Origin of the sequence: Bifidobacterium sp. UTCIF-1, from assembly GCF_006408915.1 — a bacterium.
Lineage (GTDB): Bacteria > Actinomycetota > Actinomycetes > Actinomycetales > Bifidobacteriaceae > Bifidobacterium > Bifidobacterium reuteri.
In genome coordinates, this window is the sequence record NZ_JFAG01000015.1 from 62,885 (window position 1) to 85,217 (window position 22,333).

The window sequence follows — 22,333 nt, forward strand, 5'->3', positions numbered from 1 at the left end:
CGACCCGCACAATGGAATATCCGGCGGCACTGTGCACACCGATGTGGCACAGTGGTAGCCAGACCAGTCTGAAAACGCTGCTGCAATCAGGGCCATACGCCTCTGCAGACGCCTGTAAGCGCCAGCAGACGTCGAACGACATCAAGGGACATCCAAGGAGACACCATGCCTATCACCCATATCTGGCCCGCCGCTTCGGCCGTGGACCCGGCCACCGGAGCCATTGAATTCCACGGCCGTACGGCCGAATCGCTGCTGGACGAGTTTGGCTCGCCGCTCTATCTCATCGACACCGACGAGGTCAATGAGCGCGCCCGGCACTTTGTGCGCGCCGCGGCCGCCGCATTCAACAACTCCACCACGCACGTGAGCTTCGCCGGTAAGGCGTTCCTCTCCAAGGAGATCGTGCGGCTCGTGCTCGACGCCGGCATGTACGTGGACACCTGCACGATGGGGGAGATGCGCATCGCCCTCGCCGCCGGTGCACCCGGCCGTCGTCTGGTGCTGCACGGCAACAACAAGTCCGACGCCGAAATCGAGCTTGCCATCGAACAGGGCTTCGCCAAGATCGTCGTTGACGAGCCCGGGGAACCCGAGCGTATCGCGGCCATCGCGCGTCGTCTCGGCAAGCGCGCCCGTGTGATGCTGCGCGTCACCGTCGGCGTGCACGCGGGCGGGCATGAATACATCTCCACAGCGCACGAGGACCAGAAGTTCGGCGTACCGCTGCTGCCGGCCAATGCGAATGCCGCCGTACTGGATACCGCGCTCAAGAATCTCGCGGACGTCACTCCGGCAGTAACCAATGCGCGATTCGCCGAAGCGACTGCTGCTGCTGCGGACAGTGCCGCAAGCGCTGCGGACGGCGGTGTGGAAGTTGGACATAAGGGCGAACGTCAGCTGCAATACAATCTTCGCTACCCATACGATTTGAGCCACGAACAGGTTTCAGACAAGGACAAGGCGCTCGCCGAGGCGATGACCGCCATCGCGGACGGTCCGGCCATCGCCGTGCTGAAGACCATCCTCGCCAATCAGGATGTGTTGGAGCTCGTGGGCGCGCACTCGCACATCGGCTCCAACATCCATGATGCGGACGCGTTCATCCAGGCCGGCAAGCGCATGATGCTGCTGCGCAAGACCTTGTACGCCACCGATGCGTTCACCCTGCCGGAGATCGACCTCGGCGGCGGTTACTCCGTAGCCTACACGGATGGCGAGGATTCGATGGACATCGACGTGGAGCTGGGCCGCTTGGCCAAGGCTGTGGGCGAGACCAATCGTGCGCTCGGCATGCCGGCTCCCGCGATTTCGTTCGAGCCGGGGCGTTATATCGTCGCCCCCGCAGGCGTGACTCTGTACCGCGTGGGCACCATCAAGCATGTGCACCTGAGCGGCGACGGCGACCGTGCGCCGAAGGATGCCGAAGGCAACCCGATCAGCGAACGCGTGTATGTGTCGGTTGATGGCGGCATGTCCGACAACATCCGCCCAGCCCTGTACGGCGCCGATTACACCGCGCGACTGGCGAACCGGGCGGGCTCTGCCGAGACGATGCTTGCGCGCGTCTGCGGCATGCACTGCGAGTCCGGCGACATCGTGGTGCATGAGGTGAGGCTGCCCGCCGATTTGCGGCGCGGCGACATCCTTGCCGTGCCGGTCACCGGCGCCTACGGCCGCACGATGGCGAGCAACTACAACCAGGCGCTTATTCCGGCCGTCGTGGCTGTCAGCGAGATCGGGGCGCATGTGATGCTGCGCCGTCAGACGATCGACGACCTGCTGGACCTCGACGTCAGCGAGTGACATCCGCTGATGACGCCGGCGGACGAATGGACAGTCCCCGGTCGCTGTAGGAATCAATCCGTACAATAACAATGGGAAATCAAGCTTGTATTTGGAAGGAATGGTAAAGTGGCAGAACTGAATGGAACCCCGATTCGCGTAGGCCTGTTGGGTGCCGGCACGGTCGGTTCGCAGACCGCCCGTCTGATCGTCGAGCAGAAGGATGAGCTTTCCGCCCGCATCGGCCGCCCGATCGAACTGACCGGCGTGGCCTGCCTGGACCCCAAGGAAACCGAGAAGTTCCCGTGGATCGACCAGTCCATTGTCACCACGGACACCATGAGCGTGGCCACCAACTCGGACATCGTCATCGAGCTCATCGGCGGCACCACCGTGGCCCGCAAGTTCGTGCTCGCCGCCATCGAATCTGGCGCATCCGTCGTGACCGCCAACAAGGCGCTGCTGGCCAAGTACGGCCCGGAGATCTACGCCGCCGCCGAGGCCAAGGGCGTCGACATCTACTTTGAGGCGGCTGTGGGCGGCGCGATCCCGTTCCTGCGCCCGCTGCGCGAGTCCCTCGTGGGCGACAAGGTGACCAGCATGCTCGGCATCGTCAACGGCACCACCAACTACATCCTCGATGAGATGACCACCAAGGGCCTCCAGTTCGAGGATGTGCTCAAGGACGCGCAGGCCAAGGGCTACGCCGAGGCCGACCCGACCGGCGACATCGAGGGCTACGACGCCGCCAACAAGGCCGCCATCATGGCCACCCTCGGCTTCCACACGCCAGTGACCATCGACGACGTGTCCGTCGAGGGCATCACCAAGATCACCGCCGACGACATCGCAGCTGCCACCGCCGAAGGCAAGGTCATCAAGCTGCTCGCGGTCGTCGAAAACGGCGAGGCCGGCGTCTCCGCCCGCGTCTACCCGGCGCTGCTGCCCGAGTCTCATCCGCTCGCCTCTGTGCACGGCTCGTTCAACGCGATCTTCGTCAAGGCCGAGGCCGCCGACGACCTCATGTTCTACGGCCGCGGCGCCGGCGGCGCGCCGACCGCCTCCGCCGTGGTGGGCGACGTGGTCACCGAAGCCCGTCACATCGCCGCAGGCTGCACCGGCCCGTCCATTCCGCTGTACAAGAACCTGCCCAAGGCCCCCGTCAGCGCCTCCAAGGCAGCCTTCGCCGTGCGCTTCCTCATCCACGACAAGCCGGGCGTGCTGGCCGCCATCGCCACCGAGTTCGCCAAGAACGGCGTCTCCATCAACGGCGTGAACCAGGACCTGAAGCCCACGCTGACCGACCCCGGCTACGACGGCGAAATCCAGCAGCTGCGCGTGGTGACCCATCTGACCGACGAGGACACGTTGCGCGCGACCGTCAAGGCCGTGCAGGCCCTCGACTTCGTGACCGGCGAGCCGTCCATCCTGCGCGTGCTGGACTGATCGGTATGAATGCCATCTCCCTCTGATGCATCGATTTGAGGGGCTCCCGCATCAACGGCTTCCTCTGGTGGGGGAGTTGGCTTGGCGGTTTATCGGTTTGAGGAGTATCCGCATCAACGGCTCCCTCTGATGAGGGAGCTGGCGGCGAAGCCGACTGAGGGAGAGAAAAGCATGGTAGGGTGGTCTCTCCCTCAGCCGCGTTCACACTAGACAGCCCCCTCATCAGAGGGAGCCAATCACAGAGGAAGCTATATGAATCCCATTTGCACACAGGTCAAGGTGCGCGTGCCGGCCACGTCCGCCAATCTGGGCTCCGGCTTCGACACCGTCGGCCTCGCGCTCGACTACCACGACGAGCTCACCTTCACGCTCAACCCCGACCCGTCCGACGGCGTGGCCCATGTGTTCATCCACGGCGAGGGCGAGGACACGCTGCCGCGCGACGAGACGCATTTGGTGGTCTCCACCTTCCGTCGAGCCTGCGCCACCTTCGGTCTGGGGCGGCTCGGTTTCACGCTTGAGGCCACCAACAACATCCCGCAGGCGCGCGGCATGGGATCCTCCGCCGAGGCCATCGTGGCCGGCATCGCGGCGGCGGCCGCCTTTGCGCAGCCCGGCGACCTTAATCGTCCGGCCATTTTCGACATGGCCGCCCAGATCGAGGGCCATCCGGACAACGTGGCGCCGGCCGTCTTCGGCGGGCTGACGGTCTCGTGGGACTTCGCCACGGCTGAAGGCGTCGGCTCGGTGGCCATCCCCGGTGGCGAGCCGCTGCACGGCAGCTTCCACACCGTCAACTATCCGGTCGATCCGGCCATCACAGCTGCCGTGTTCGTGCCTGATTATGAGCTGTCCACCGAAAAGGCCCGTCAGGCGCTGCCCAAGGAACTGCCGCACAAGGACGCCGTATACAATGTCTCCCGCGTGGGACTGCTGCCCGCTGCGATGAACCCGGTGGTGCTCGCCCAGGCTGCGGCACAAGGCGGTGCCGATGCGCTCGGCGGTGATGCCGGTGTTGCTGCAGCTGCCGCGAACGCGCCGGTGAGCGCCGCCGCATTCGCCGCCGCGGCCGCTCAGGCTAACGCGCTGCTGTTCACCGCGACGCAGGACCGTCTGCATCAGCCGTACCGTGCGCCGCTCATGCCGCCGTCCACCGAACTCATCGCGCTGTTCCGCTCCAAAGGCTATGCCGCCGCCGTCTCCGGTGCCGGCCCGTGCGTGCTCGTGCTGCACTACGGCGACGCCCGCGAGGCCATCGACCAGGTGGCCGTCAATCAGCTGGCCTCCGGCCACTGGCGTGTGCTTCACCTGCCCATCAACACCGCCGGCGTCGAAATCGAGCGGCGATAGCGGCCAGATTGCATCTCGATCGTTTCTAATGTGCCTGCCGATGTGCCTGCTGTTCCGTTTTGGCGGATGTAGGCACATCGGCAGGCACATTTTGCATGGTCGTTGTCGAGCAACTGGCTGTATGTTCGCGTCTGCACGACACTGCTGCGAACATACAGCCTGTTTGGATGCGAGAAAGGGCTGTAAGTTCGCGAGCCCATGGTTCAGGCGCGAACATACAGCCAGTTGCGGCATTGTCTGTTGGTGTTTCCTCTGATTGTGCGCTCGGCATGGCACTGAACGTCGTCAGCATCAGTAAACTCAGCTCACTACAGTGATCGTCCCAGTGGGTTCTGGGCATATCCCTACCACGAAGCGACCTTCTCAGTGGGTTCTGGGCATATGACTACCACGAGGCTCCCAATTTGACTGTTTTCGTGGTAGGAATATGCCCAGAACCTTGCTTATGACACGTATATGCCCAGAATAACTGGTAGGTATATGCCCAGAATCCTGTCGCTTGCACTGTTGGCGACACGTATATGTCCAGAACTGTTATGCGGAAGTTGTCGAGCTTCCGCGGCTCGATCGGAAATCGGTCGGAAACCTATCTAACGCAGTAGCTCCCGGCGGCGAAGCCGAATCGTGGAGACCACCCACGCCGCCACAGCCAGCGTCAGCGCGGCCAACGGCATCCAGAATTCCAATCCGGGCATGGTCAGGCGGTTCGTCAGCCAGTTGCCCATCAGGAACATGTTCTGGAAGTAGACGAATTGCGCCGGCAGCAGTACCAACGCCAGCAGCGGCACCATGATCAGCAGCATGCGGATGATGGAGCCCGTCGAACGGCACAGCCACGCGCCCGCCATCGTCGTGGCCAGGGCCAGCACCACGATGGTTGCGCCGATGATTGCCAGATACTGTCCGAGCGTCCAATAGGCCCACGGTACGATCGGCACACCGAAGGGCATCTCGAACGAGACTCCGCCCATGCTGACATTCGTGTTGAGATTCAGCACCGGCGTGCCAAGAAAATCGCGTAACAACACTGCTAGCGGCAGGCCGAACGCCGTCAACGTCAGCACGCTGACGAGCAGGGAACTCGCCGCCACGGCCACCACGCGCACTCGCCGTCCGGACCGTCCGGAACGCGACGCCCACTGCAGCTGGGTCATGCGCCGTCCGCGATCGCGGACCATCACCGGTATGGTGAGCGCGGCGGAGGCGATCACCATAAAGACCGCAATCGCGAAGGCATACGCCCATGTGTTCTCCACGATGTTGTACGCGATGTAGCTGGATTGTCCGGGATGCGCGGCGTAGCGCGCCAGTCGGTCGGTCACCGATGACGGCATCGTGCCGGGAACCCGATATGACGATGACCCCAGCGAGGCATCGGCCGAATCGCAGCCCTCGCCAAGCTGGGCGTCGCCTGTGCTGCCGGATGAGCCGGTTGTGTCGGTCGCGTCGGCCCCGTCCATCGGGGCGTTCTCCTCGCCACCGGTCTCATTGGTCACGGTCTTGCCGGTGACGTCCGTGGCCACGCATCCACCGGAAACGGTGTCATCCCAGCCGTTTGCCGCCGCCGTTCGATAGTCCCGCTCAAACTGCTGCTGCAACGGCGTGACCGGATGGTCGGTGTGTGCGGTGGAGCGCAGCATCGCGACCGAATTGTCGAGATTGCGTTGTGCATCGGACTGGGTGATGGGGAAGTGCTGCATCAGCAGTGCGATGTTATGCAGATCCTGCAGCGCTTCGGAACCATTGGACAGCGTGCGCTCGGCCTCGTACATCGCCGCTTGCTCCGCCTCGGTCATGGTCGCGGTTGGGTCGGTTTTCTTCCTGGCTTCTCTGATGGCGGCGCTCTCGGCAGTGTCCGCGCCGGTCGCCGTGCGCCCCTCCGGAATGGTGTTGGGTGCATCGGTAGGGTAGAACGTCTGGTCGGCGATTGCGTTATACCAGTGTTTGTAGCCGGCGAAATCAGTGATGCCGAGCGTCTTCGCCTCGGCCGGATGCGCTTGGATGTCGCGTGTGGCCTGTTGCTCCAGACGTGGGATGTCCGCCTTCATCCGGTCGATGGTGGACTGGTCGGTGAGCGGTCCGTAGCGTGTGACGAGCCGGCGCTCGCTGGTCAGATTGAGCGGCAGGAAACCCACGCTGCGCTCGGTTTCCGTAAAGGCCTGATAGGCGGGCATGATGCCGACGAACGCCCAGAGCGCGCCCATGGCCATGAGCATCAAAACTGGAATCGGGCGCCAGATTTTGCGCATTTCCGCGGCGAACAGTGTCATGATGACTCCTTTGCAAGTATTGCGAGTGTTGTGCATGTGACCTTGTAGGTGATGATGTCCTGTAGGCGATGATGGCGGTTCAGGCAATCAGATCTCTGTGGTCGAACGCACGCCGTGCCGCAGCCAATGCGGCCGTGAGATACACGAGCGAGCAGGCGGTCACGCCGGTCTCCCAGAAGGCGGTGGGCGCGTCCAAGCCAAGTTCGGTGAACCATTGCTCGCGCAGCAGCAGCACACCCACCGGGTTGAACCCGCCGATCCACGCGCCCCACGGCAGTCCTGCCGCATGTGCCGCGCCTATAATGCCGATGACCAGTATCACGGTGATGCCCACGCATCCAGCCACCGCGAACGTGTTGCGCATCAGCAGCCCGAGAGTCGCCGTGAACAGCGCGAAGCACAGCGTGATCGCCAGCCCCAGCGCCAGTCGCACGAACAGGTACTGGCCGATGGTCAGATCCCACCATGTGACGAACGGACGCTGTCCGAACACCGTGTTGAACTGGCTCGCCACACTCGCGCTCCATACGCCGCGCACGTCGAACACCATGAGATACGGTATGACGATTGCCGCCACGAGCAGCAGGTACGCGATTGTCGAGGCGATCAGGCCCGCCGCGATTTTTGGTGCGACGAGTCGTCGTCCGACGCGCGTGGCCATCATGAGTTGCTCGGTGCCCGCCGTACGCTCGTAGCCGAGCGCCAACGCCATGAGCAGCACCGCCAACGTGCACGTCTCGAAGAACAGGTAGCCGGTCATATTCGTCCAATGGTTCAACGTTGGGTCGGTGGCCGAGCCGGCCGCCAGGTCCAACGCCGCGCCGGTGTTCGCCAGATGGGCCACGCGAGCGGCGTAGGCATCGTATTTGCGCTGCATCAGCCATGTGGCGGCCGGGTCGCCGGCGACCTGCGCGAGCATCGCGTCGCGCGTGGCCGTGGCGTCGTAGCCGGCGAGCGTGTTCGTGGCGCCGCGTGTGACCGCGGCCAGCTGCCGGTGCAGTTCGTCTGCGGTCATCGTTGAATTCTTGGGAATCCGCGCGATGATGACGGGGCTGGTCGGTTTGGCATCGCGGACGGTTTCCGTGTCGGATTGTGCGGCGTCGCGGGGTGATGCAGCGCTGCCGGACGGACCGATCAGCGTGAGTGCCCGGTCGAACTCGGGTCCGACTTTGCCGCCGATGGCCACGGCGACGGCGCTCGCGTAGTTATATCGCGCGACGGTATTCGCGGGAGTGGCCGCCGTGGCCATCAGCAGATTCACCAGCGCGCACAGGACGATGACTGCCCATACCAGCGGGAGCCGCGCAATCTTGACAAGCTCGCCGCTGGTGAATCGTAGCGGTTGCAGGTGGGTGGCCATGTCAGCCTCCATAGATGACGAGGAAGGCGTCCTCGAGGTTCGGGGCGACCATGACCGGGGCGATTGCTGTACCGGCGGCCAACCCGGTCGGAGACAGACCAGCCGAAGTCGCGTTGATGCCGGGCGCGTTTGCACCCCCGGAAAGGGGTTCCTCCGAGTAGATGCGCAGTCTGGTTTCGCCTCCGTACTGCACCTCCGAAAGCAACCGCTGGCCTTCGGCGAGGGGCGTCCCCGCCGCCACCTCGTAGATCCTGCCCTCCATGGACGAGCAGATGTCGGCGGGCGAGGCATTCGTGTACACCGTGCCGTCGCGCAGCATCACGATGTGGCCTGCAATCGTTTCCAAATCGGAGACGATATGGGTGGAGAGAATCACGATACGATCGGCGGCGAGCGAATGGATGATGTTGCGGAAACGCACACGCTCCTTGGGGTCGAGTCCGGCGGTAGGCTCGTCGAGAATCAGGATGCGCGGGTCGTGTACGAGCGCCTGTGCGATGCCGACGCGCTGGATCATGCCGCCCGAGAACGTGCGCATCCGCTTGTTGGCGGCCTCGGACAGGCCCACCATGTCCAGCAGCGCATCGATGCGCGCGTCCAATCCATGCCTGGGCATGCCCTGCAACGCGGCGATATAGCGCAGGAACTGACGAGGCGTGTAGCCGGGGTAGTAGCCGAAATCCTGCGGCAAATATCCGATTTGGCCGCGATAGCGCTCGCCGAGCGTCACGATGTCTTCGCCGTCCAGCCGAATCGAGCCGGAATCGGGGAACAGCAACGTGGTCATGAGCTTCATCAGCGTGGTCTTGCCCGCGCCGTTCGGAGCAAGCAGGCCGTAGACGCCGTGGTCGAACTCGAGATTGATGTCGTGCAGGATGGTTTTGCCGGAGAGCTTCTTGGATACGTTGTCAACGGTAAGCATTGCGATTCCTTTCAGGAGACGCGGGACACTAGTGGTCTGTGTCAGAAATAATTGAGGGATTCAGCTTTTTCTCTCCCCCAGTCAGCTTCGCTGCCAGCCCCCTCGTCAGAGGGGGCCATCACCACTCAACCAATTACGAAACGGACCACTAGCGAATCGGCGGGTAACGGGATGGGCTATGGGAATGGGTTGGGGTGTGGGAACGGGGTGGGATGGAATGAACTGATATGGAAGGGAGCGGATTACGGCATCATGCGGCTTCGGCGACGGATGGTGCGAGCCGTACGAATCGGCCCATTGCCGCGAAATATGCCACACCGGTCGCCACAGCGGTGATGAGCGCGACCATTGGCGGCAGTCCGGCCAGCAGCGGTGCCAGTACGTCGTGCCAGGCCAGCAGCGCCACGCACAGCGCTACCCAGAGGGCAGGTATCGCGATCATCGACCACGGCCAGCGGGCGTGCACGTCTGCCACGAGCTGTGCGATGCCGAACACGAACAGCGCGCTGAAGGCCACGCCCAGCAGCGTCAGCAGCGAGAACCGGGCGGCCGATGTGTCCGGGATGACGCCCGACAGGCCGGCCGGACTCCAGGCCATGCCAGCATTGGCCGCTCCGCTGCCGAGTCCGATTCCGGTAGCGTCGGGGAAGGAGAGCGCTCCGCCGACACCACCGCCGACACCACTGCCGATGCCGCCGACACCACTGCCGATGCTGCCTCCGGCACCGCCGCTCGCAAGACCCACCTGCGCGCCCAGCACACTGACGACTGCTGCATAGCCCACGATGAGCGTGGCCGCAGCAGCCCCCATCACCAGCATGCGCAGCGCGCACAGCCGCGTGAACGACCAGCGCATGGTGCGCAGCAAATCGTCGGTATGGCTTTCATGTTCCTTGAATCGCACCAGCAGATGCGTGGCCTCATACAGGAACGGCGCGGTCAGAAACGCCATCGTATAGACGGTGCCGGGATGGGCGAGCGCGTATGCGGCGTTGGTGAACAGACGTATCAGTGGAATCAGCCAGACGGTCGCGGTCATCACGAGGGCGACTGCCACACAGTCCCATGCACCGAAGAACAGGTCACGCAACCGTAGCGAACTGCGCGCTTCGACCAGTGTGGACCACAGGGTGACACGCTTCGGTACGCCGGCTGCGACCGCGGCCGCAATTGCCTGTTCGCGTTGCATGGGCGAGTCGACGATAACGTTGGCGAGTGTGGTATCGGGGGCGATGGTGCCGCCATCGCCCGGATTATGTACGACATTGCCGGGGAGTGGCGCATTCGCACGTGTCGCCATCGCCCGCATGATGCGCGACTCCATGTCGTCGAGGCTGTTGCCGGCGTTCGCTTCGGTGCGCCCGTGGACATGGTCGTTGACGCAGATGCTTGCCGGGACGCCGACGAAACCGGCGGAACCCGGCATCGCCGCTTCGGCATTGCCGGCAACAGGGCCGTTTGGATCGGACGGGATTGAACGGACAGTTCGATTGGCGCGATCAGTTTGTTCGTTCATCGGCGAACTCCTTTCGAATCGCTTGGATCAGTCGGTAATAGCGGGCCTTCACGGCTTCGGTGCGCTCGCCGCGGGCCGCTGCGATTTGCGGAAACGGTAGACCTGCGGCCGTATGCAAATGGAAGATCTCCTGTGTGCCGGCGTCGAACCGTCCTACAAAGGCATCGATGCGGGCGAGCAGATCGGCGTCGGCCTGGATATCGGCCGGATCGCGGGTACGGTTCGGCCCGCCGCCCGCCACCGTGGCAGCTCCTGATGGGTTGCCGTCGATGCGGGTTTTGCGTACAGTGCCGGTGCCGTCCAGCGTCTCGTCCATTGGCAGCGGTGTGACGGTGACACGATTCGCCCGCCTCGCGTCGATTACCTTGTGAGAGGCAATGGCATACAGCCATGTGCGCAGCGATGCTTTGTCCGGATCGTATCCGGCGAGCGAACGTAACGCCGCGATCATCGTCTCCTGGGTCAGATCAAGCGCGTGTTCCCGGTCCCCCGTCACGCGCCAGACGAAGGCGAGCACGTCATCGAAATGCATGCGCACCAATTGGTCGGCTGCGGTTCGCGAGCCGTGCCGCACGATTGCGCGGATGAGTCGGCGTTCGGTTGCGGCGTTCTCGGCGGACGACGTCTGTGCAGTGGAGGCCGCGGAGTCGGCCGGCGCGGTGCCGTTGGCGGACGGTGTTGCGGCGGATGTGCCGTCGCCCTTCGTCCTGCCGCGTTGCGCCGTGAACCAGCCCATCGTCGTCTTCCCGTCTTTCTGTTGTTGTGTTCACAGGTATATACGTGTGTGGACGGCGAATCGTTGCGGCAAATCCGGCCCGGGCGTGTCGTGTGCGATGCGGATTGTGCGTTGCGCACGTCTTGGTACCGCCCGGTTGGTATGCCCGTGCCGATTCATACAATGCTGGTAGTGAACCTACGTCAGGAGGGTATATGTCCGTTCCCATTCCGCTGATTTTGGCGTCCAAGTCGCGCCCGCGCCGCGATGTGCTGTACTCGGCCGGCATCTGCCCGACCATCCGCGTCTCGCATGTGGACGAGCCGGCCGCGCTCGAAACCGCCGCGCAGGCCGCCGGCGTCACGGTCGATGAGCTGACCGTGGACCAGCGGGTGATGATCCTTGCCGAAGCCAAGGCGCAGGCCGTGCATCGCGCGTATCGTGACGTGGCCGCCACGGCCGCCGCTGCGACCGGCGAGAGGGTGATCGCCTACCCGCTGCGCGCCCCGGAAGTGCAGGCCGAGGATGCGAAAAAGGCGAAGTCGACTGAGCATGGTCGCGAGTCCGCCGGCGTTGCCATGGAGACCAATCAGGGGAAGTCCGCCCAGCCGACTTCCGAAACCGCCGCGCCCATCGACTACTCCAAGGACCGCATCGCCACCACGCGCGACTTCTCCGGTGTGGACATGCCGACCGTCACCGAGCCGATCTCCAACGTCGTGGCCCTGCAGCCGGGCCTCACACGCTCGAGCATCGGCCCGCTCATCGTCGGCTGCGATTCGATGTTCCTCATGGACGGCGAATGCTACGGCAAGCCGCACAGCCCCGAGGTTGCACGCGAGCGTCTGCGTCGGATGCGCGGTGCCAGCGGCGAGCTGTGGACCGGGCACTGTGTCATTGATTTCGCCAGCGGGCGCGTGGCGCGCGGTGCCAGTCACGCCGTGGTGAAGTTCGGCGATTACTCCGATAAGGACATCGAACGGTACATCGCCACCGGCGAGCCGCTGGAAGTGGCCGGATCGTTTACTTTGGAGGGCTTCGGCGGCGCGTTCATCGACGGCGTTGAAGGCGATCCGCACGGCATTATCGGCATCAGCCTGCCCCTGCTGCGCAAGCTGGTCAAGGAGCTGGGCGTGGACTGGACCGACCTGTGGAATGTGCAGCGCGGCGAGATCGCCCCGGAATCCGCGGATGCGGCCGGCATCCCGGCGGCAGGGAAGGACAATCTGCCCCCGATCGAGAACGTGCACCAGCCCGGCGACGGCTGGGTGGACTGCGCGTGCGGGCGCAAGCATTGGGGCACCAACGGCGCTTCGGGCATCCTGCTGGCCCGCCGCGACCCGTCGACCGGCGAGGTGACCCATGTGGTGATGCAGCATCGCGCCGCGTGGAGCGCGGAAGGCGGCACCTGGGGTATCCCAGGCGGTGCCACGGCAGACGGCGAGTCGCCGATCGAGGGCGCGCTGCGTGAGAGCTACGAGGAGGCGAACATCACCCCGGAGGATATCGAGGTGGTCGGCTCCTATCGTGAGGACCACGGCCCGTGGGCGTACACCACCGTGTTCGCGTTCGAGAAGCCGGGCCACGCCGTTGACCCGAGGCCCAACGACGACGAAAGCAAGGAGATCAGCTGGGTGCCGATCGACAAAGTGCCGACGCTCAAGCTCCTGACCGCCATGAAGACCGACTGGCCCCGCTTTGCCGCGCGTCTAGACGAGCTGGCGCGAACCGCCGCCTAGCGCCCGCGTCAGCAATTGTTCGAGTGATGATTGGCCCCCTCTGTGGGACCGTTGCCGTGAAGCAAACAGCGGAGCTGTTTGTAGGCGGCGTGCGAGCCGACAGGCGAGGCAGCATGCCGTGCACGCAGTACGTCCTTAATTGCAGGACGGGCTGTCAGCGAAGCTGACCGGGGGCGGAAGTCGAACCCTCAATTATTGGGGAGACGGATCACTGGCCTGTGTCAGAATGCAATGATCGCGATGCCGAGCCGTTAGGCGGACAGTCCGGTGGACTGTCCGTAGGTGAGGGGAGCGGCTGTGCCGCGGCGGTTCATCGCGATTCCTCAGCTCAGCAGGAATGCAATGATCGCGATGAACACCGGGCTGGTCATCGTGCTCATCAGGATGCCGTCGCGCGCGAATGTGAGGCCCACGTTGTAGCGGGCCGCGTAGTTGTACACGTTCTGGCCGGTCGGCAGCGCGGCGAGCACCACGCACGCATAGAGTTCCGGACCACGGAAGCCCATCATGAAGTAGGCGAGCAGGAACGCGATGATCGGCATCACGATGTTCTTCAGCACGGCCACGGTGAAGATGGCAGGAATATCGCCCTTCTGCTGCAACGGCTTGGTGCCGTGCAGCGACATGCCGAACGCCATCAGAATCATCGGCACCGCGGATTCGCCGATCATGTTGATGGGGTCGTAGATGAAGTTCGGCACCGGGAACCATCCGAGTTTGGCCGAAACCGCCGAAACCACGATGCCCAGCAGCGAGCCGATGAGCAGCGGCTGATGCAACGGCTGCTTCAGAATCTCCTTGGCCGAGACCTTGCCTTTGGTGGTCACGTCGAGCACCGTTAGGCCGATAGGTGTGAACAGCGCCTGCTGCATCACCAGGATCGGCGCCACCAGCGCGCCGTTGCCCAGAATGTACGTGGCGACCGGCAGGCCGATGTTATTGGAATTCAGATATAGGGAGTTCAGCGCGCCGATGGTGGCGTCCGGTGCCTTGAGATGGAAGAACGTCTGATTGAGCACCAGAAACACCACGCCCACGAGCACGGCGGACAGGAACGCCACGATGATCGATGGGTGGAAGATATCGAAGATCGGTTCCTTGGACAGGATCGCGAACATCAGGCATGGGCTGGAGACGAAGAACGAGAACCGGTTGAGCACCATTTGCGCGCTTGGGCCGCCGATGCGCATGCGCGCCGCCACGTATCCCACGAAGATGACGATGCCGATCACGCAGAAACCCTGCATGGCGCTGATCAAACCGGTCATAATGTACTGAAGCCTCCTCTACCGCACCAAGTGTGGCACAGTCGAGCGCATATAGTGCTCAAATCTCACGTTCCGGGCCGTATCGCGGACGCAAGCCTGTGCCAGCATACATCTCAGATGTGCCGCGCCGCAGCAAGCGAGACAATCCCGAATTCCCAAGCCGGCCTCGCGGTAGGCTGGTGCCATGACGCTTGAATTGAACCGTACCGCATCCAAAGCTGTGCAACTGAGCAGCCTGTTGACCCAAATCATGGAGAACTACTCGGTCTCTGACTCCGAGGGTCCGCTCGCCGACGAGATCGAGACATTCCTGAGGCAGTTCCCGCATCTGACCGTCCGTCGTCACGGCGACACCATCGTCGCTTCCACCGATTTCACCGGACCGCAGCAGCGTGTCATACTCGCGGGCCACATCGACACCGTACCGGTCATCGACAACTTCCCGCCGCGCTGGCTTGAGCCCGGCGATCCGCTGATCCGCGAGGACATCGCCAAGGCCCACCCGAACGAGCGCGTGCTCTGGGGCCGCGGGGCCACCGATATGAAGGCATCCGACGCCGTGATGCTCTACCTCGCCGCGGCCCTCGACGGCAGCAGCTCGGGAAGCACGCCGAAAACCAATCTCACCTATGTCTTCTACGACCACGAGGAGGTCGCCGCGGAGAAGAACGGCCTGCGCAAGGTGGTCGAAGCGCATCCCGATTGGATTCAGGGCGATTTCGCCATCATCGGCGAACCCACCAGCTGCGGCATCGAGGGCGGCTGCAACGGCACCATCCGATTCGATGTGGTCACGCACGGTGTCGCCGCGCACTCCGCCCGCTCATGGATGGGGGAGAACGCCATCCACAAGGCCGCCGACATCCTGAACCGGCTCAACGACTACGAGCCGGCCACGGTGAACGTGGATGGGCTCGACTACCGCGAGGGTCTCAACGCCACGCTCATCTCCGGCGGCAAGGGCACGAACGTCATCCCGGACGAATGCCGCGTACACGTGAACTACCGTTTCGCCCCGGACAAGTCGCTGGCCGATGCCAAGGCGCTGATGATGGGCGCGGACGCCGGTGCCGAACTCGGCAATGGCGAACACGTGGCCACGGGCGGCGTGTTCGCGGGCTATGGCATTGAGATGAAGGACGAATCCCCGTCCGCTCGCCCGGGCCTCAACGCGCCGCTCGCCCAGGACCTGGCGCGTCTGGTCCGCGAGCGCACCGGACGCGAGCCGCTGGCCAAGCTTGGCTGGACGGATGTGGCACGGTTCGCGATACTCGGCATTCCGGCGGTGAACCTCGGCGCCGGCGACCCGCTGCTGGCGCATAAGCATGACGAACAGGTCCCCGAGTCCGATTTGCTGGCGCTCGCCGATCTGCTGCTCGGATGGCTCGTCTGAACCGACTTCGTCTGACCGCGTATTCAACGCGAGCCACGCGAAGCATGCACGTCTGCCAGAAAATGTGGCATACTGAAAGACGGTGGTTCTGCATGACCATCAGCGTGCGAAATGGCGTCGATCCCCTTGCGGCTCTCGAGAAAGAGACAACGCAAGCGCCGGTGTCCGCCATTCGCAGGACAGACTTGAGACGAAGTTGCCTTTACGCGAAGCGCATGTTCGCGCGGCCACGGTGAGAGCGTGGTGTGAGCGAAGCGTACAGGCCCGGATGGCGTCGTGATGCAGCGCGCCGCGAGGAGCATTGTGCCCACTGTGAACCCTGAGGGTTTCGTCGGTGACGAAACCGATAATTCAACCGTATCCAATACCGATTCCCGAGCAGGTGCTCAGGATCATGCAGCCGCTGGCGCATCCGCCGATGCCGCCGCGTCTTCGCCTGCGCCCGCTCCTGTGACGCGCCGCCGTCGTGGCGGGCGTCGCGTCGTGCGCGGCACCGGTGCTGCCGGCGCATCACTGGAACTTCAGGTGCAGGAGCATCCCGCGCCGCTGTTCGAGGCGCCGGCGCTTTCTGCTGACGACAACACCGCCGGCGCGAACGCGACCGATGCTGGTGATGCCGATACCGCCGATGACCGCAGCTCCGCGTCCGATGACGACCGCCGTCTGGTGCGCCGCCGGTCCCGCACGCGCAGGGCTGATGCTGCCGAGGATGATCGTTCGCCGCGCCGTCGCCGTTCTGCAGCGTATGACGATGACGAGGACGACGCTCCCCGTCGGGCGACCCGTTCTCGCATCTCGCGAACCTCCCGCTATGATTTCGATGATGCCGATGAGCGGGACAGCGAAGATCGCGTTCGGGAAGACCGCGATAACCGCGCCGATCGTGGTCGCAGGCGCGATGCTGCCGGGCGGGCGGGGCGAGTGGATCGTGCCGATAGTACCGATCGCATGGGTCGCGTGAATCACGCTCAGCCGGATGATCCCGACGAGCGATTGCTGGATGCCGTCGACTCCTTGCCGGAGGGGCACGAAACCGTGCGCCGAGGCAAGCCGATGACCTCTCTGCTGTTCCAGGAGCCGGTATTGCCGGCCACCCGCTACGTCAATCACGCTGATGCCGACGACGCCGACGAGGAGGAGCCGCGCACTCGTCGCCGCTCCCGTTCGCGTCGTGCCGATGATGGCGTTGAGATTGAGGATCGGCGTCCGGTCCGGGCCCGTCGTCATGCGGCGGCCGATGCGCAGGATGACGCCGACGAAACCGGTTCCAACGCCGGTGCCAATACCGGTGCCGACACGGCGACTGATGAGGAGGCTCCACGCTCCCGTCGCTCCCGTCGGTTGAATGCGCAGGAGCGGCGCGCAGCCGCGGAAGTCGAACAGATCGAGGAGGACCTCGAGCTGGACGATATCTCCTATGCGCCGATCACCGAGGAAGAGGATGACGAGGAGTCCGATTCCATGCGCACCCGCTCCCGTCGTCGTCGCCGCCGTGGATCGCGTAGCGAAGCGATGCCCGATGAGACCGAGGGCGTGGAGGGCTCCGAAAGCGGAGACGATGCCGTGTCTCACGGCGACTCCCGCGCGGAGCGCGAGGATGATGGCGAACAGACCCTTACGCGTCGTCGTCGTCGTCGCCGTGGCGGCAAAAACGTCGAAGCCGGCGAGGACCAGCAGGATGAGCAGCCGGTTATCCGTCGCTCCCGCAAGCAGCAGTACATCGACGAGATCACGGATGTCGAGGGTTCCACCCGTCTGGAGGCCAAGAAGCAGCGCCGTCGCGACAACCGTCGCGAACGCAGCCGCCAGAGCCAGCTCATGGAGCAGGACTTCCTCGCACGCCGCGAGAACGTGGATCGTCTGATGGTGGTGCGCGAACGCGAGCATCACACCCAGATCTCCGTGGTGGAGGACAACGTGCTCGTGGAGCATTACGTGTCCGACATCCAGGAAGTACAGACCGTGGGCAACATCTACCTCGGCCGCGTGCAGAACGTGCTGCCGAGCATGGAGGCTGCCTTCGTGGACATCGGCCAGGCGCGCAACGGCGTGCTGTACGCCGGTGAGGTCAATTGGGATGCCGCCCGTCTTGAGGGCCAGCCTCGCCGCATCGAGCTGGCGTTCAAGTCCGGCGATCCGGTGCTCGTGCAGGTCACCAAGGATCCGATCGGCCACAAGGGCGCGCGTCTGACCTCCCAGGTCACCCTCGCCGGCCGCTTCCTGGTCCTGGTGCCCTCCGGCGGCATGACCGGCGTGAGCCGCAAGCTCTCGGAGCGTGAGCGTTCGAGGCTGAAGAACATCGTCTCCAAGATCGCGCCGAAGGATATGGGCGTGATCATCCGTACCGCCGCCGAGGGCGCGTCTGAAGAGGCCATCACCAAGGACCTGGAGGCGCTGACCCGCCAGTGGGAGCGCATCAACGCCAAGCGCGAGGAATTCTGGCATGGCAAGCGCCCGAAGCTGCTGCAGGGCGAGCCGGATGTGGCCATCCGTGTGGTGCGTGACATCTTCAACGACGACTTCAACAAGCTCATCGTCGAAGGTGACAAGGTCTACGACCGCATCGAGGAATACCTTGACACCATGGCCCCCGACCTGAAGGACAAGCTGGAGAAGTGGGACCCGGCCGACCACAACGGCAAGGACGTGTTCGACAAGTGGCAGATCGACTCCCAGCTGCGCAAGGGCATGGAGCGTCAGGTCTACCTGCCGTCCGGTGGTTCTATCGTCATCGACCGCACCGAGGCCATGACCACAATCGACGTGAACACCGGCCGGTTCATCGGCCGGGGCAAGTCCCTGGAAGAGACGGTCACCCGATGCAACCTCGAAGCGTCCGAGGAGATTGCTCGCCAGCTGCGTCTGCGCGATATCGGCGGCATGGTGATGATCGACTATGTGGACATGGTCATGCCCGCCAACCGCGATCTGGTGCTGCGTCGCCTGATTGAATGCTTGGCCCGCGACCGCACCAAGCATCAGGTGGCCGAGGTCACGTCGCTGGGTCTGGTGCAGATGACGCGCAAGCGCATCGGTCAGGGTCTGGTCGAGGCCTTCTCCGAGGAATGCCCGACCTGCAAGGGCCGCGGCTTCATCCTGCACGATCAGCCGACCGTCTCGGCTGATTATGACGATCCGTACGCGCTTCGCGGTGGCGATCCGTTCGTCAAGACCAACAAGCACGGTCGCGGCACCGCCCCCGCACCTGAGCCGGCAGGCTCTAGCGCAGACGTCAAGGCCAAGCTGGCGCAGATCGCAGCCGCAGCCGTGGCCGCCAACAGCGCCGAGGAGTGAGCTTCCGGCTCTTCATCCTCGGTTCATATGCGCGACAGGCCCAAGGGTGTGTCGCGCTTGACACGCGGGCAGAAATCGGTTGATTTCGTCCGCGTGTAGGTGTAGATTCGAAACTCGGTGTCTGACCGCAGGCTCGGTGCGTGTTAGGCAAGGAAGCTTTCCAAAACATAAAAGGAACTATCATGTACGCGATTGTGAAGGCCGGTGGCCATCAGGAAAAGGTCGAGGTTGGCGATACCATCCTCGTGAATCGTCTTAACGCCAAGAAGGGTGAGTCCGTGGAATTCCCGGCTGCCCTCGTTGTTGATGGCGCCAACGTCACGCTGGCTGCCGCTGATCTGGCCAAGGTGTCCGTCAAGGGCGAAGTCGTTGACGACGAAGCCAAGGGCCCGAAGATCAACATCATGAAGTACAAGAACAAGACCGGTGTCGCCCGTCGTAAGGGCCACCGTCAGAAGCTGACCGTCGTCAAGATCACGGCGATCGCCTGAGTCATAGAAAGGACCATGAATCATGGCACATAAGAAGGGTGCGTCCAGCTCTCGTAACGGTCGCGATTCGTCGCCTCAGTACCTCGGCGTGAAGAAGTTCGGCGGCGAGGCTGTCGTGGCCGGCAACATCATCGTTCGCCAGCGTGGCACCAACTTCCACCCGGGCCAGAACGTCGGCATGGGCAAGGATCACACGCTGTTCGCCCTCGCTGACGGCTCCGTGAAGTTCGGCATCCGTCGTGACCGCAAGGTCGTCGACGTCATCGCTGCCTGAGCGATTCGCCGGATTCGCTGGACTAAACGCAGCGAACAAACGGATACCGCGAGTATCGCGAATATTCTTCAAACCGCACTGTGCGCATATTGTTGCGCTAGTGCGGTTTTTTATTGCTCGATTGCTGTTATCTTGATTTCGGTCCCCTGTCAGGACAGCACCGTAAGGCAGCCAACGGTGGTACTGGCCCCTCTGATGGGACGTTGCCGTTAAGCAAACAGCGGAGCTGTTTGTAGGCGACGTGCGAGCCGGCAGGCGAGCCAGCAGGATGCGCGCAGAGCGCGTCCTAAATTGCAGGACGGGCTGTCAGCGTAGCTGACTGGGGGAGAGACCGAATCAGGTCGGCTAGCCTTCTGACGACTACCCCTCAGTCGGCTACGCCGACAGCTCCCCTGACAAGGGGAGCCAGCAGGCTGCCGCGTGCGGCACGTCCGTACTTGCGGGACGAGCTAGCTTAATATCGGCTCCCCTTGTCAGGGGAGCTGGCCCGCGAAGCGGGACTGGGGGGGTAGTCAATTCGTCAACGAATTACTTACGCAGACCGCGAGGATGCCACGTGCGATGCGAGCTGGCCAGCGTGTGCCCGTCTGGTGTCGCTGGGGTGTTGTGTGCGAAGGGGGCCGGCCAGCATGTGCCCGTCTGGCGTCGCTGTCGGACGCTCAGTGAAGTCAGACGGCCAGCTTTCGTCCAGCGACTTCGCTGAGGGCCTGCTCAGTGAAGTTGCCATGACATGTACTGGCCGGCTCCCATCTCCCGAGTCGTTCAGTGAAGCCGGAAGGCCATGTGTTGCCCCGTTCCCATCGCTTGAGTTGTTCACTGGTCTGCTCAGTGAAGTCAGGCGGCCATATGCTGGCCAGCTTCCATCGCTCGGGTTGCTTATCGGCCTGCTCAGTGAAGCCGGAAGGCCATGTGTTGGCCCGTTCCCGTCAATCGGCTTGTTTTCAGTGAAGTCAGGTGGCCAACAACTGGCCACAAGCGTGCTCGGGCATCGCTGGAGTCGGTCGGCGCGTGACTGGTTTGTCGAGAACGGCCGGTGTACGACTGTGGTTGGTTTCGTGGCTGGTTTCGTCATGTGGTCTTGGTTGTCTCGTTTTTTGCGTCCCCCCCCTCGGTAGCGTTGTTTGGTGAGTCGCCGGGTGGTTTGTGGGCGATTGTTTCTCTAGGAGAATTGAGGGTGCGATGAAGGATCGCGATAGTGTGATGAGGGGCGGCGTGAAACCACTGTGGCTGCGTCTGGTTGGTGTGTTGGCCGCCTTGGCGATGCTGCTGACCGGCATGGTGGCCACCGCCACCGCCGATGCCGCCGACAACGCCAGCGGCGACGTGAAGCTGGTCTGGGGCCGGGATATGTTCTATGTCAAGGATGCCATCGAGGGCGTTCGTGATGGCGATGCCTGGACGCCGGATCTGGATACCACCGGTGATTCTGATTATGCGGATACGCTTGACTATGGGCGCGACTTCTATGGTTGGAACACCAAGGCCGACGGCACTGGCGACTGGTACAGGTTCAGGCGCAACTTTGGCCGTGACTCCAGCACCTTTAACAAGGTCGTTGTCGAGCAGGCCCCTAAGTTGTCCAATGGCAAGGTGAAGTATCCCGAGGGTGGTGTGCTGTATGCGCAATGGCAAACTGCCGGGCAGTACGACAAGGTTCAGCTTCAGCAGACGAAGGTGCGCAAGTCCGATTTCAAGAACCTGACGATTACGTCTACGGGCTGGGGTGGCACCTTCCGTGGCGCTCTGTACATCGCAGCGTGTGGCGAGCCCGCGAAGGATAATACCTATGACCAATCCTGCATGGGTCCTGACGGAACCATGGCTAATGAAGGGCCGTTCGGGAACAATTGGTATGCCAACTATTACAACCGCTTCTATGCTGACGCCAATGGGGATTCGGAGCCGTTCTCCTTGGGCAGCGGCACTCTTGATGACGCCGACCTGTCCAAGTTCGTTGATGCCGCGTATGCGAACTCCGAAGTCAAGTACTTCACCGTGTATGTGTTCATCCTCAATAGTGACACGTCTCCGATAAAGATCGGTGACATTGCGTTGGATCGTAGTGTGGCTCCCGCGCCGGATACGGTTGCTCCGGTGTTTGCTGGTGTGTCTGATGTGACGGTTGATCAGGGTGTTGTGTTCGATCCGTTGGCTGGTGTGTCCGCGAGGGATGATCGTGATGGTGATGTGACTTCCGCTGTCACGGTCTCCCCGTCCGCCGTGGATACGTCCGAGCTTGGCGAGACCACATTGACGTACACGGTCAAGGATAAGGCTGGCAATACGGCGACCGTGTCCCGTGTGGTGCGGGTGAAGACGGTGGCGCCGGATGCCGACAGGGATCTGACCGGGGACACGCGGGACGACGGCCTGATTGGCTTGGGCGTGGTCGCTCCGGGCGCGAAGGTGACGCTGCAATTGCCTGCCGGCTATGCGGGCCGGACCGGTGACGTGTACGTGTATTCGGATCCGACGGTTCTGGCTGTGGGCGCGACCGTGTCTGATGAGGG

15 protein-coding genes are annotated in these 22,333 nt (G+C 63.4%); 9 read left to right on the forward strand and 6 right to left on the reverse strand.

Annotation, left to right across the window (positions count from 1 at the left end):
• Positions 1 to 165 precede the first annotated feature (165 nt).
• From BW09_RS07895 to BW09_RS07905, 3 genes are all read left to right on the forward strand, one after another.
• The gene (locus BW09_RS07895; RefSeq protein WP_044089895.1) at positions 166 to 1,806 is read left to right on the forward strand and encodes a diaminopimelate decarboxylase; all 1,641 of its coding nucleotides are present in this window, start codon (positions 166 to 168) and stop codon (positions 1,804 to 1,806) included.
• A 108-nt stretch (positions 1,807 to 1,914) separates the two neighbouring features.
• On the forward strand, positions 1,915 to 3,231 hold the full coding sequence (locus BW09_RS07900; RefSeq protein ID WP_044089896.1) for a homoserine dehydrogenase: 1,317 nt from the start codon (positions 1,915 to 1,917) through the stop codon (positions 3,229 to 3,231).
• 252 nt (positions 3,232 to 3,483) lie between these two features.
• Positions 3,484 to 4,581: a homoserine kinase gene (locus BW09_RS07905; protein ID WP_044089898.1), complete on the forward strand. Its 1,098-nt coding sequence runs from the start codon at positions 3,484 to 3,486 to the stop codon at positions 4,579 to 4,581.
• A 590-nt stretch (positions 4,582 to 5,171) separates the two neighbouring features.
• On the opposite strand, the gene BW09_RS07910 is transcribed toward BW09_RS07905, so the two are convergent.
• The 5 genes from BW09_RS07910 to BW09_RS07930 all read right to left on the reverse strand — a co-directional run bounded on the left by BW09_RS07910 (position 5,172) and on the right by BW09_RS07930 (position 11,385).
• A complete protein-coding gene (locus BW09_RS07910) occupies positions 5,172 to 6,851 on the reverse strand; it encodes a hypothetical protein (RefSeq protein ID WP_044089899.1) in 1,680 nt (559 codons plus the stop codon).
• Positions 6,852 to 6,930: 79 nt separating this feature from the next.
• Positions 6,931 to 8,211: a hypothetical protein gene (locus BW09_RS07915; protein WP_044089900.1), complete on the reverse strand. Its 1,281-nt coding sequence runs from the start codon at positions 8,209 to 8,211 to the stop codon at positions 6,931 to 6,933.
• A gap of 1 nt (position 8,212) precedes the next feature.
• Complete coding sequence (locus tag BW09_RS07920; protein ID WP_081886669.1) at positions 8,213 to 9,133, reverse strand: ABC transporter ATP-binding protein; 921 nt, start codon at positions 9,131 to 9,133, stop codon at positions 8,213 to 8,215.
• Positions 9,134 to 9,383: 250 nt separating this feature from the next.
• Entirely contained in the window at positions 9,384 to 10,649 is a 1,266-nt protein-coding gene (locus BW09_RS07925) for a hypothetical protein (protein WP_140462974.1), read from the reverse strand.
• Positions 10,633 to 11,385 (reverse strand): RNA polymerase sigma factor, encoded by a 753-nt coding sequence (locus BW09_RS07930; RefSeq protein WP_140462976.1) that lies wholly within the window; start codon positions 11,383 to 11,385, stop codon positions 10,633 to 10,635. Before BW09_RS07930 ends, BW09_RS07925 begins: the two co-directional genes overlap by 17 nt.
• A gap of 194 nt (positions 11,386 to 11,579) precedes the next feature.
• Here BW09_RS07930 and BW09_RS07935 point away from each other — a divergent pair, with 194 nt between their 5' ends.
• Positions 11,580 to 13,103 (forward strand): Maf family protein, encoded by a 1,524-nt coding sequence (locus tag BW09_RS07935; protein ID WP_140462978.1) that lies wholly within the window; start codon positions 11,580 to 11,582, stop codon positions 13,101 to 13,103.
• Between the two features lie 323 nt (positions 13,104 to 13,426).
• Here the strand turns inward: BW09_RS07935 and BW09_RS07940 are convergent, their stop codons facing one another.
• Positions 13,427 to 14,371, reverse strand: a complete 945-nt coding sequence (locus BW09_RS07940) for an AEC family transporter (RefSeq protein WP_140462980.1) — start codon at positions 14,369 to 14,371, stop codon at positions 13,427 to 13,429.
• 184 nt (positions 14,372 to 14,555) lie between these two features.
• On the opposite strand from BW09_RS07940, the gene dapE reads away from it, so the two are divergent.
• The 5 genes from dapE to BW09_RS11185 all read left to right on the forward strand — a co-directional run.
• Positions 14,556 to 15,764, forward strand: a complete 1,209-nt coding sequence (gene dapE / locus BW09_RS07945) for a succinyl-diaminopimelate desuccinylase (protein WP_140462982.1) — start codon at positions 14,556 to 14,558, stop codon at positions 15,762 to 15,764.
• A 279-nt stretch (positions 15,765 to 16,043) separates the two neighbouring features.
• Complete coding sequence (locus BW09_RS07950; protein ID WP_181161721.1) at positions 16,044 to 19,058, forward strand: Rne/Rng family ribonuclease; 3,015 nt, start codon at positions 16,044 to 16,046, stop codon at positions 19,056 to 19,058.
• A 182-nt stretch (positions 19,059 to 19,240) separates the two neighbouring features.
• A complete protein-coding gene (gene rplU, locus BW09_RS07955; RefSeq protein WP_044089906.1) occupies positions 19,241 to 19,549 on the forward strand; it encodes a 50S ribosomal protein L21 in 309 nt (102 codons plus the stop codon).
• A gap of 22 nt (positions 19,550 to 19,571) precedes the next feature.
• Positions 19,572 to 19,823 carry a 50S ribosomal protein L27 gene (gene rpmA / locus BW09_RS07960; RefSeq protein ID WP_044089908.1) on the forward strand — a complete coding sequence of 84 codons (252 nt, stop codon included), beginning with the start codon at positions 19,572 to 19,574 and terminating at the stop codon, positions 19,821 to 19,823.
• A gap of 1,179 nt (positions 19,824 to 21,002) precedes the next feature.
• Positions 21,003 to 22,333: DUF5011 domain-containing protein (locus BW09_RS11185; protein ID WP_258185031.1), on the forward strand; the 1,331-nt coding region annotated here is incomplete at its 3' end.